9 protein-coding genes and 2 riboswitches are annotated in these 11,132 nt (G+C 62.9%); of the genes, 4 read left to right on the top strand and 5 right to left on the bottom strand.

Annotated features, from left to right (window positions below):
- A partial coding sequence (locus K9L28_10245; GenBank protein ID MCF7936706.1) for a tungsten ABC transporter substrate-binding protein occupies positions 1-262 on the bottom strand: 262 nt, incomplete at its 3' end.
- 122 nt (positions 263-384) lie between these two features.
- Positions 385-503, bottom strand: a riboswitch (molybdenum cofactor riboswitch).
- Between the two features lie 745 nt (positions 504-1,248).
- Here K9L28_10245 and K9L28_10240 point away from each other — a divergent pair.
- Together K9L28_10240 and K9L28_10235 are read left to right on the top strand one after the other, a co-directional pair.
- The gene (locus K9L28_10240; protein MCF7936705.1) at positions 1,249-2,988 is read left to right on the top strand and encodes a methyl-accepting chemotaxis protein; all 1,740 of its coding nucleotides are present in this window, start codon (positions 1,249-1,251) and stop codon (positions 2,986-2,988) included.
- 228 nt (positions 2,989-3,216) lie between these two features.
- Complete coding sequence (locus K9L28_10235; protein MCF7936704.1) at positions 3,217-3,699, top strand: hypothetical protein; 483 nt, start codon at positions 3,217-3,219, stop codon at positions 3,697-3,699.
- Positions 3,700-4,017: 318 nt separating this feature from the next.
- Here K9L28_10235 and K9L28_10230 read toward each other — a convergent pair whose 3' ends face one another.
- Entirely contained in the window at positions 4,018-4,587 is a 570-nt protein-coding gene (locus K9L28_10230; GenBank protein MCF7936703.1) for a hypothetical protein, read from the bottom strand.
- A gap of 269 nt (positions 4,588-4,856) precedes the next feature.
- Positions 4,857-5,060, top strand: a riboswitch (cobalamin riboswitch).
- A gap of 174 nt (positions 5,061-5,234) precedes the next feature.
- Between K9L28_10230 and K9L28_10225 the strand changes: the two genes are divergently transcribed.
- Positions 5,235-6,122, top strand: coding sequence for a sirohydrochlorin cobaltochelatase (locus K9L28_10225; GenBank protein MCF7936702.1), 888 nt, complete (start codon positions 5,235-5,237; stop codon positions 6,120-6,122).
- A gap of 111 nt (positions 6,123-6,233) precedes the next feature.
- Positions 6,234-7,517: a glutamate-1-semialdehyde 2,1-aminomutase gene (hemL, locus tag K9L28_10220; protein ID MCF7936701.1), complete on the top strand. Its 1,284-nt coding sequence runs from the start codon at positions 6,234-6,236 to the stop codon at positions 7,515-7,517.
- A gap of 5 nt (positions 7,518-7,522) precedes the next feature.
- Here the strand turns inward: hemL and hemB are convergent, their stop codons facing one another.
- Genes hemB through hemC form a run of 3 tightly spaced genes read right to left on the bottom strand, consistent with a single transcriptional unit; the run spans position 7,523 to position 10,883 of the window.
- Positions 7,523-8,518, bottom strand: a complete 996-nt coding sequence (gene hemB, locus K9L28_10215) for a porphobilinogen synthase (protein ID MCF7936700.1) — start codon at positions 8,516-8,518, stop codon at positions 7,523-7,525.
- Between the two features lie 2 nt (positions 8,519-8,520).
- On the bottom strand, positions 8,521-9,981 hold the full coding sequence (gene cobA / locus K9L28_10210; GenBank protein ID MCF7936699.1) for a uroporphyrinogen-III C-methyltransferase: 1,461 nt from the start codon (positions 9,979-9,981) through the stop codon (positions 8,521-8,523).
- Entirely contained in the window at positions 9,978-10,883 is a 906-nt protein-coding gene (gene hemC, locus K9L28_10205; protein ID MCF7936698.1) for a hydroxymethylbilane synthase, read from the bottom strand. Before hemC ends, cobA begins: the two co-directional genes overlap by 4 nt.
- Between the last annotated feature and the right edge of the window lie 249 nt (positions 10,884-11,132).

The following is an 11,132-nucleotide window of genomic DNA, read 5'->3' as shown; positions in this document are numbered from 1 at the left end:
CGGCATCGGGTGCGTGGACCATCAGGACGTCCACGTCACAATTTTTGCCGAGCTCCAGGGCCCTGCCGGTACCGACGGCCACCCAGCGCAGCTCGATACCGGTGTCCTCCTCGAACATGGGCGCCAGTACGTCCAGAAGGCCGGTGTTGTCGGTGCTGGTGGTGGTGGCCATCTGCAGGTAGCTGCCGGCCGCCACGGCCATGGTCGCCACAAATGCCACAACTGCAACGACGGAAACAAGAATCAGGAATTTTTTCTGCATCCGCTTCACACTGCTCACTCCCCTACACAAATTTTCCTTCATACCGGATGAAGGAGGTATGCGGAAGTGTAGCAAGAATCCCCGGAACACATGTGAGAGGAAAAGGATGCCACAAGAAAGGCAACAAGAAAAAGAGCTCTCCTTTCCAATCACGGGGGGCATCGCCGTTTCCGGCGGTACCTGGCGCCCTTCCCGCCCTAGGTGGCCCCGTAGGCGGAAGGGGTCGGAGACTCCTCTACATTCCGTAAGGAATGTACCACAAGGAACCTTGGCGGACAATAGAGTCCAGATGTAAGTGCTCTTGATGCATCTTTTCATCTACGAAGAAAGGCAAAAGCTTTTTTATCCGCTCTGCGGCAAGATTTCACACCCTTGCCGACTGCAGTTTTGCAAACAATTTTCGACCCACCTGCTGTGGAGATGATTACATCAGGGTAGCACGCAACATTGTTAGCCCGTTCAAGTGAAAGTTTTGATAGCAATGCAGGCAAGGCGGCGGGAAAAGGAAATCCGGCGGAAAATCCTGTCTATAATGGGGCCGGATATCCCCTGCTTTCGCTCTGGATACACCGCTGAGTATCCGTTGCATTCCGCACCACGGCACTTTTGGTCCCAGCCATTGATAGGGTTGCCCCCCTCTCCCGCAGACGATGCCACCTCTTTCCGCTGCGAACCACCCACAACGGAATGAACCCCCTTGCGCGACTGCACCAGCCATTCAAGGAAAGCAACCGCAACACCCGGCGCAGACCCGTGTTTGAAAGAAAGCACCGCAGCCTGTACCATCAAAGAGAATGAATGGAGTGTTTATTTTCTATCGAAATGAGTGATTTCCGCTGAGAAAAGAGCGGAACAGGAGGGTGCCCCTTTTCCAGCTGCGTTTCCCCGGGTATGGCAAGGCCACTGTAGCTGTAACAGTCCACGTTGACATCCCAGGGGAGTAGCAATAACCCGGAACAGGAAGCCGCCTGAGGAGGGTAACGAATATGAAAATCCGCACAAAACTGATCCTCATGGTAGCCGTGGCAATCGCCGCATCCGGTGCCATCGGCTATATCGGGATCAACGGCATCGGCGAAGTGCACCACATGGCCGACCGGATTGATGGAACCTACCTGCCCTCTGTACAGAGGGTACTCAACGCCGACAGGGATCTCTACCAGGCCGAAATGGCCAGGCGGGAGCTCGCTAATGTGACACCCGGCAGCGACCGGTGGGAAGGCTATCTCGCCTCGCTGCAAGAGAACTTCGGTCAGGTGCAGGACAGAGTCGGCAAGTATGCAGAGTATATTTCCACCACCGAACAGGAAAAGGCCCTGGCCGCCCACGAAGACGCACGAAAGAAGTGGAAGTCGGCAACCGACCGGTACATCACCATGCTCAGGAATGGAACCGGCGGCGAAGAGCTACAGAACCTGGAGGGTGAGATCCGGACGCTCTTTGAAAAGACCCGTTCGCCTCTGGACAAGCTGACCAACGCCACGATCACCATGGCCGACGAAACCGCCGCAGAAGGGGAGCATATCTACAACGTCGACAGGCTCCAGATTCTCGTGCTCCTCGGAATAGGCATCGCCGTCGTGCTGGGGCTCGGCATCTACGTGGTGCGGAGCATCACCGGCCCCATCGCAACAGCCCTGGGCGTGGCCGACCGCGTGGCAAAGGGCGACCTGAGCAGCACGCCGTCAAGCAGAGCCAGGGACGAAATGGGAGCACTGCTCAACTCGCTGGGCACCTCCGTCACAGGGATGCGGTCACTAGCCAACGAAGTGACCGACGCGGCCAACCAGGTGGCCTCCTCCGCCCAGGAGCTCAGCGCCAGCTCGGAAGAGACCACCACGGCCACCGAACATGTCACCAGGTCGGTGCAGCAGATGTCCAAGGGGGCCAAGGACCAGAAGGAGCACGTGAGCCAGGTCTCTGCCACCATCGCGGATGTGAGCGGGGGCGTGCAGTCGGCGTCGCAGAACATCCAGGAGGTCAACCAGCTGGCCATGGACGCCAGCGAGGCCTCCCGGCAGGGCAGCGAGCTGATCAGCGAAACCTCCAGCCAGATCGGTACCATCAAGGAAAAGAGCGACGAGACAAGCTCGGTTATCCAGGGGCTGGACAGCAAGACCGAGGAAATCTCCAAGATCGTTGCGATGATCACCAATATCGCCGACCAGACCAACCTCCTGGCCCTGAACGCAGCCATCGAGGCCGCCAGGGCAGGCGAACACGGACAGGGTTTCGCCGTGGTCGCCGAGGAGGTGCGCAAGCTGGCCGAGGAATCTTCCAACGCCGCCGAAGAGATCTCCGGCCTGATAGAGACCATCCGCGGTGAGGCGGACAAGGCGGTGGGCACCATGAACGACAACACCACCGCCGTGGATGAAGGCATGCAGAAGATGAACGAGGTGGAGGGCACCTTCGGCACCATCGCCGAGCATATCGAAAACGTCACCGCCCGGGTGCAGGAGATCTCTTCCACCATGGAGGAGATGTCGGCAGGCAGCGAAGAGGCCACCAGCGCGGCCCAGGAGCTGCAGAACATCGCCGAACAGGCCTCTTCGGGCGCCGACGAGGCGGCCTCCTACACGGAGGAGCAGTACGCCTCCATGGAAGAGGTGGCAAGCTCTGCGGAGAAGCTCTCCCAGCTGGCCGAACGCCTCCAGCTGTCGGTGGGCAAGTTCCACCTCGGCTCGGAACAGGACAACCGGAAGGCACTGCAGGAAGGAGGGTAAGGTGACGGACAGTAACTGCGGACTCCCCTTTTTCCAATACCCTTACTGCTGAACGCATGACGCACCGCCGCAAACCTCCCGCAATGAAAGGGGCCCCCTTGCAAGCGGAGAACAGGAACCATCGACGGAGAACACCGTGGAGAACACGCAACAGGTGGGGACAAACAAGGTCTCCGGTTCGTTTTTTGGAGGTGCACAATGCGGTTGAAACATCTGGTAATTCTTGGTTTGGCCTGCAGTCTTTGCCTGGTGGCCTGCGCAGCAATCGCAGCCGATTACAACGACTGGAAGCCCATCCTTCCGGAAGAGGTCGGCGGGATGGAGATCACAGACAGCCAGGAAGGCGCAAACGTGGAACAGGGCGGAAGATCCTGGTCCTTTCTGAAACAGGGGTACGCGAATGCCGAAGACGGGAGCCTCTCCCTTTCGCTTATCTACGGCTCCGATGCTCCACCGATCCAGCAATTCAAAAGCATGCAGCAGTTTAGCATGGAAACCGAGGAAAAAACGGCCAAAACGCTGGAGATCGAAGGATATTCCGCCTATCTTGAGCTGCAAAAAGGCGACAGAGACAGCTACCTTGTCATCTCTCCCAGGGAAGATTCCATCGTCGTCGTTGAAACGGACACCGTAGACAGTGAGGAGGAGCTGGTTTCCCTGGCAGACGATGTCCCTCTCGAACAGTTCGCCGCTGCCGTAGAACAGGAGTAGTCCTCACCCCGAAGGAGAAAACGGCCCGCTCATCGGACGGTACCGGGCATCCCACACCACAGAGGACAATGGATGTGGAGAGCGAAGGTACAGATATGTGTAGTGGGCCGGATACAGTCCGGCCCCTTTCCCAGTGACTGTGCGCATACGCTGAGCCTGCGGGAAAAGGTCTTCTCCCGCAGGCTCTTCATGCGAGGAGGCTGCTGTCTGTCTTTAACGGCTCATCGCCAGGGCGAACACTCGACTTTTCCGAAGCGGAGGCATCGGAAGCTCCCGCAAAGTACGGGGAAACGCCACCGGCCCGCTATCTGGGTTCTCTTACTCTACTCTGGTCCAGCTCGGCCGGCCGCTGAGAATCCCCACGCTTTCCTTGACGTAGTCGCTGTGGCCGGGGCAGAGGATCGCTACCGGCTGCCCCAGGATGCCGGCGTCTTTGCGCGCCGAGGTGAGGATGCCCACGTCGCTTTTCTGCAGCAGCCCCACTGCGGAACTGCGGTCCAGCAGGCGGACCGGAACGACCTCGCCTCTGTTGACCTCGCTGAGGATGCCTTCCGGATCGACTCGCTTCCAGTTCTCATCCTGTCCCAGGATATGCCGGGCATTTTTCACATAGTCCCTGTGCCCGGGACAGAGAATCACTACCGCTGTGTCGGTCTTCCTTCCGGCATGCCGGAAGATTCCGACCTCGCCCTGATTGACGATACCTGCTGCGGCATCGGGCTTCAGGAGCCGTACCGGTACGGTCTCACCCTGACGTGCCGCCACGAGAATACCCGGTTTGCTGGTCTCCGGTTTTTCCCACGTCATCGCCGCCGCCGGACCGATCCGGGTCACGGCCAATCCGACCACTGCAAACGTCACGATCAGCATCACCAGTATGCGTCTCATGGAATCCCCCTTTCCTGCTTCCTGACGCTCGCTCTCTGTATTCCAACGACAGTGCCCGTAACCTGTTTTATTTTTGAATTAAACGAAATAGCATAATGGCCACTGGATATCCTTCTGTTATATACTTATGATAGCACTACAGAGCACATCATTCAAATATACCCGGCAACGCAGCGGGAACATATGCTGCCGGCGAGCCGCTTCACTGTAACGCCCCAACTGCCTGGTCGCCGCCGCGTCTGGTGGTGCAGCGGACCCGGCCGGCGACGTTGACAATAGGTATGGTCGGTGCTACTGTGCGGTTCGATACAATGATACAAGCCGTAGCGAGAGGAAAGGAAAAGCCGGTGCACATCCGGCACGAACCCGCCACGGTGAGCCCGACGAGGCACGGGATACCACTGGAGCAACATTCCAGGAAGGTGCGGCCGAGGAAGACGGCGGACCGAAGAGACGGCACGCTCCGTTCAGGGCACCTCGCGAGGGCCCCGGAGACGCCTGTACACAGAAGAGATAAGGACAGGAGGGGCATACGTAGAGATGCACTCCTGTCCTTTTTTCGTAGCCCTGTTCCGCCCGATCCTGCGGATCTCTCTGAACATGGTAACAGCGTGACGATACGCAAGAGTCTGGGTTTGGTGAGAAGAATGTTGATTGCAGTTGCCATTGCCGTAGTGTCCTGTTTCGTTGGAGGGGCGGCCACTGTACATGCCCACCACCAGGGAAAACAACAGAAGAAGGGGATTCTCATTGTGGCCTACGGCACCTCGGTGCCGCAGGCGCAGGTGGCCATCGACAATCTGGTGGAAGCCGCCAGGAGCGCCTATCCTGATGTCGAGGTCCGTCTCGCCTACTCCTCCGGAATCATCCGCAACAAGATCGCCCAAAAGCAGGGCCTCCATATCGACAGCCCCATGACGGCGCTGGCCAAGATGAAGGGCGAACAGTTCACCAATGTCGCCGTCCAGCCCACCCACATCACGGCAGGCGCGGAATTCCACGACCTTGCCGCTGGCGTGGAAGCCTTCGGCAATACCCCGGGGGTGCCGGGCTTTTCCAGGCTGGCACTCGGTGCCCCGCTTCTTCTCCATAACGACGACTACAGTGAAATGGCCGGAATCCTCAAGCGGGCCTACGGAGAATACACCGATGATGGCGGCGCTGTCGTACTTATGGGTCACGGGACGCACCACGGCGGCAACGGCGCCTACAGACAGCTCCAGCTTGTGCTTGAAAGCCACACCCGGCGCTTTGTGGTAGGAACCGTCAAGGGGTTTCCCGGGATGGCGGAGGTCAAAGAACGGTTGCACCACATCGGGGCGGAGCTGGTTACGCTGGTTCCCTTCATGGTTGTCGCCGGCGACCACGCCATGAACGACATGGCATGCCGTGAGAATCCCCAATCCTGGCTCAATACACTCAACGCTGCTGGATACCGGACCACGGCGATCGTCAAGGGCCTGGGCGAGCTGGAGGAGGTCCCGCACCTGATGCTGAAGCATCTCCACGAAGCCGCGCTCAGAGCCTTTGAATAAAGCACCGGGAGCACTGTGAGTGCCATCGCTCCTTGGGGCAACGGCGGTGCTTTACCTGATGGCCGCAGCTTTCGCCGTGGCCGGCCTGTGATGAAAAAGGAGGAACTACCGATGAAAAGCACACAACTGTTCCACCGGGCGGAAGAGAACCTTGTAGGTGGCGTGAACAGCCCCGTGCGGGCCTGGAAGGGCGTCGGCGGGGAACCGCTCTTTTTCGCCAGGGGGGAAGGGCCCTCACTGGAGGATGTGGACGGGAAGCGCTATACCGACTATGTCTGCAGCTGGGGACCGCTGATTCTGGGACACGCCCACCCGAAAGTGGTGGAGGCCGTACAGGCGGCGGCGGAACGGTCCACATCGCTGGGGACGCCCTGCGAGGACGAGGTGATCCTGGCCGAGGCGGTGAAGGAGCGCTTTCCCTCCATTGACCTGCTGCGCTGTGTCTCCTCCGGGGCGGAGGCCACCATGACCGCCGTCCGCATCGCCCGGGGCGCCACAGGGAGAAAGCTTGTGCTGAAGTTCGCCGGCTGCTACCACGGCCACCACGACTGCATGCTCGTCAACGCCGGGAGCGGCGCGTTGACCTTCGGCAGCCCCGACAGCCCCGGCGTTCCCCCTGAGGTAGCGGGCTGCACGCTGGTGGCGCCCTACAACGACCTTGAACAGGTGCAGGCGCTTTTCGCCGAACGCGGTGACGATATCGCCGCCGTGATCGTGGAACCCTGGGCGGGCAACATGGGCCTTGTAGCGCCGCGGGAAGGGTTTCTGGAGGGCCTGCGGGAGCTCACCGCAGCCCGGGGTTCACTGCTGATCTTCGACGAGGTGATCAGTGGCTTCCGGGTACCTGAAGGCGGGGCCCAGCAGAGAGCCGGTGTGACCCCGGACCTCACCTGCCTGGGCAAGATCATCGGCGGGGGACTGCCCGTCGGCGCCGTGGGTGGCGCACAGGAGGTAATGGAGCAGCTCTCCCCCGTCGGCGGCGTCTACCAGGCGGGGACGCTCTCCGGAAATCCCCTCGCCATGGCGGCGGGACGGGCCACACTGGAGGTCCTGCACAGCGAAGGGGTCTACGATATGCTGGAAGAGCGGGCGGTGCAGCTGCAGGAGGACCTGTCCGGAGCGGCCCGGAAGGCCGGCGTGCCGCTGAGCGTCTCACGATTCGGCTCGGTGCTGGGGCTTTTCTTCAGCCACCGGGCACCGGAAGACCTTGACGGGGTCAAGGCCTCTCGTTCCGATCTCTATCCGGCCTTCTTCCACGGGATGATCGGCAGGGGACACTACTTCGCCCCCTCCCCCTTCGAGGCAACCTTTGTCTCCGCCGCCCATGACGAGAAGACGATCCGCCGGACCGTGGCCGACGCCGGGGAGGTCTTCGCCGGTCTGAAGGGGGCCTGAGGCCCTCAGTGGTACTGCCGCAGCAGCCGCGCCACATCGACGGCGGCGTAGCTGATGATCATGTCGGCACCAGCCCGGCGCAGCGCGAAGTGGCTCTCCAGAAGCCCCCTGGTTTCGTCCAGGGCCCCTGCAGCCATGGCGTGGCGGAGCATCATGTACTCGCCGCTCACCAGGTAGCAGGCAAGCGGGAGCAGCGTGGCCTCCCGGAGCCGGGCGAGCACGTCCATATAGAGCAGGGAGGGCTTGACCATCAGAATGTCGGCCCCTTCCTGTTCGTCCAGAAGGGACTCCCGCAGCGCCTCCCGGCTGTTGGTAACAGGCATCTGGTAGGCCCGCCTGTCCCCCGAGGAGGGAGCACTCTCCGCGGCGTCCCGAAAGGGGCCGTAGAAGGCGGAGTGGAACTTGGTGCTGTAGCTCATGATCGGCGTCTCACCGAAGCCGGCGTCGTCCAGACCGGCTCGTATCGCCTGCACCTGCCCGTCCATCATGGCTGAAGGCGCCACGATATCGGCACCGGCGCGGACGTGGCTGCAGGCGATCTCCGCCAGATGGGGCAGCGTGGCGTCGTTGTCGACGCTGCCGTCGTCGCGCATGATCCCGCAGTGGCCGTGGGAGGTGTATTCGCACATGCAGACATCCGTGATGAGCGAGATGTCGCTGCCGTATCTCTCCTTAAGCTGCTGCAGTCCCTGCTGGACTGGTTCATCCATGGCGGCCGCGCTGCCGCCCATTTCATCCTTGTAGCTGGGGATCCCGAAGAACAGGAAGGAACGGATGCCTGCTGCCAGCGCCTCGTCGATGACCTCGGCGAGCATGTCAGGTGACCGCTGGTCCACTCCGTGGAGGGACGGCACGGGGACGCTGCGGCCCCGTCCGGGAATCACAAAGAGGGGGAGCGCCATGTTCCTCGCTTCCAGCGTGGTCTCCCGCACCGCATCGGCGAGAGGCCTGTTCTGCCGCAGCCGCCGCATCCGCAGCTCCGGGTATCTTCCTCGTTGCATCATCATTCAGCCTCCTTCGTATGCTTCAGTCCGGCCAGTCTGTCCACCAGCCCCTCCAGCGTGGGCGCTTCCATCACCAGCGGCTCCACACCGAAGGTCTTTCTGATCTGATCCGCGCAGACCGGCCCCCATCCTACAGCCCGGGTCTTCTCAGGGAGGGCTCCCAGTATGTCCATCCATGCCTCCACGAGAGCGGCGCTCCCGAAAACCACGGCGTGGAGCCCGTTGTCGGCCCACTGTTTCCGGTAGGACACCAGTCCCGGCGGTGTGGTCTGGTTCATCCGGTAGGCCGGCAGAAGCCTCGGCTCGGCGCGCCGCTGCCGGACGGCCTCCAGGGGGGCCTGCGCGCCGCGTTCATTGCGGAAAAAAACCACCCTTTCCCCGGGGGCCACCACTTCGGCGAGAAGGCGGGCAAGGCCAGCGGAGGTGGGTGGTTCAGCGACCCTGTCGGGACGAATTCCCAGCTCCTGCAACGCCCGGGCGGTGCCGCCGCCGATCACGGCGATGCGCGCACCCACCCGCCTGGGGTCGGTCTCCCGCGTCAGCAGCCGCGCCCCCCGGGGGCTGGAAAGGACAATCCAGTCCGCCCTGGTGAGCGTGCTCTCCTCGTCATCGTTGTGGATCTCCCCCAGGTAGAGAAGCGGCATGCTGTAGGCGTCCGCGCCGAGCCGCTCCAGGACGCGGGCCGTCTCCCAGCTGTCGGGGTAGGGGCGGACCACAGCCACCTGGAGTCCCTGCAGCGGCCCCCGCTCCGGACGCAGGGAGAGCCCCGCCGCGGCACCGGTGGCGATGATACTGGGGCTTTCCACAGGCTCCGCCGCCATGCCTTCCAGGCTCCCGTCGGTCCTGGCCATCCGCCCCCAGCCGCCCCAGGTGACGGCGGAACAGGGGGTGGTTTTCGGCATCCCCTCTTCGAGCAGGGCTTCCGCGGTCTCCGCCCACGACGAGGCACCCATGTAGAGTGCCAGCGTTCCCGGTCCCGCCGCCAGCCACCGCCAGAGCTCCCGATCGGGCTTCGCCCCTCTCTGTCTATGACCTGTCACCATGGTGCAGCACCCGGCAAGACCGCGGTGGGTGAGAGGGAGCCCGGCGCTTCCCAGCCCGCCGATGGCGGCGGTGATGCCCGGAACGTACCGCCAGGGGACGCCGGCTTCCTGCAGGGCCAGCGCCTCCTCGCCGCCCCGCCCGAAGACGAAGGGGTCGCCGCCTTTGAGCCGCACCACCTGCTCACCGGTCTCTCCCAGGCGAACCAGAAGGGTGTTGATCTCCTCCTGGCTGTGGGAGTGCCTTCCTTTCCGCTTGCCCACGGAGTGCATGGTACAGTCCCCCGGGGCGAGCTGCAGCAGGTCGGGGTGGACCAGGTTGTCGAAGACTACGTGGCGGGCGGCGGCGAGAAGCTCCCGGGCCTCCAGGGTGAGCCAGAGGGGACGCGCACAGCCGCCGCCTACGAGATGTACTGTCATTGCCGTGCCTCCCGGATAAGTGTCATGGCGTCACCGTTCTCGAGGAACCGCTCCGCAAGGACGTCCCCCAGCCGCAACGCATCGTCGTCAGAGTCCACGCTGCCGGAGGTTGCATACCGATAGTGTTCCCGCCCTTCGCTGTGGAGGATCTCCGCCTGGAGGGTCATGGCGCCCTCTTCGCAGACCCCAAGTGCGGCGAAGGGGACATGGCAGCCCACCTGCAGCCGCTGCAGCAGCCTGCGCTCCGCCAGGGCGGCGTACCAGCTGGGGCTATGGGTGACTGTGGCGGCGGCGTGCTCCGCCTCCCCTCCCTCAAGGGTCTCCAGGGCGATGATCCCCTGACAGGGCGCCGGAAGAAAGGGAAGGGCCAGGCAGTGCTCCGGCGCACATCCCAGGCGGTCCAGCCCGGCGCGGGCCAGGACGATGCCGTCGTAGCGGCCTTCAGCGAGTTTCTGGAGCCTGGTGGGGACATTCCCCCGTATATGGGTTATCTGCAGGTCCGGACGGGCCCGGAGCAGCTGGGCGCGCCGCCTGATGCTCGATGTCCCGATCAGCGCCCTCTCGGGGAGCGTGGCCAGGGTGGCCCCGTCCCTCGATACAAGGACATCACCGGAGGCATCCCGGGAGAGCACCCCCGCCAGACGGAGGCCCCTGGGGCAGCGGGAGGGGAGATCTTTCAGGCTGTGGACGGCAGCGTCCCCTCTCCCTGCCAGCAGCGCTTCCTCGATGGCCTTGCAGAAGGCGCCGCTTCCGCCGAACCGGGCCAGCGCCCTATGCTGATCCCTGTCGCCTTCTGTCCAGCAGGTGGCAATCTCGGTGCTGTACCCCGCCCGGCACAGCGCCTCCTGTGCTCTGGCGGCCTGGGCGAGGGCAAGGCTGCTGGCGCGGGTGAGGAGGATCATTCCCTCTCTCCTTCCCCGAGATGCCGTCGGAGCCGCTCCTTCAGCCTTGCCGATCCTGCCGGATCGGCGCCGGAGCTGGAAACACCCACCCTCTATCCCCGGTGGCCGATCTTCGCCGCCAGCGCCCAGTCGCTCTCTTCGGGGGCGCCGCAGCAGTTGAGCAGGCATCCCGAGCCTTCCGCCAGGGGCAGTATGGCCCGGGTATCCTCCCTGGAGACGGCGATGAGGGCGAAGGCGTGGTTCAGGAAG

The sequence above is a fragment of the Synergistales bacterium genome (assembly GCA_021736445.1).
Lineage (GTDB): Bacteria > Synergistota > Synergistia > Synergistales > Aminiphilaceae > JAIPGA01.
This window is presented reverse-complemented; position numbering and strand designations above follow the sequence as displayed.

What these genes read in the sequence shown, in the direction of transcription:
- K9L28_10240 (MCF7936705.1), top strand. Translation starts at nt 1,249, where the DNA reads ATGAAAATCCGCACAAAACTGATCCTCATGGTAGCCGTGGCAATCGCC.
- K9L28_10230 (MCF7936703.1), bottom strand. Translation starts at nt 4,587, where the DNA reads ATGAGACGCATACTGGTGATGCTGATCGTGACGTTTGCAGTGGTCGGA.
- K9L28_10225 (MCF7936702.1), top strand. Translation starts at nt 5,235, where the DNA reads ATGTTGATTGCAGTTGCCATTGCCGTAGTGTCCTGTTTCGTTGGAGGG.
- hemL (MCF7936701.1), top strand. Translation starts at nt 6,234, where the DNA reads ATGAAAAGCACACAACTGTTCCACCGGGCGGAAGAGAACCTTGTAGGT.
- hemB (MCF7936700.1), bottom strand. Translation starts at nt 8,518, where the DNA reads ATGCAACGAGGAAGATACCCGGAGCTGCGGATGCGGCGGCTGCGGCAG.
- cobA (MCF7936699.1), bottom strand. Translation starts at nt 9,981, where the DNA reads ATGACAGTACATCTCGTAGGCGGCGGCTGTGCGCGTCCCCTCTGGCTC.
- hemC (MCF7936698.1), bottom strand. Translation starts at nt 10,883, where the DNA reads ATGATCCTCCTCACCCGCGCCAGCAGCCTTGCCCTCGCCCAGGCCGCC.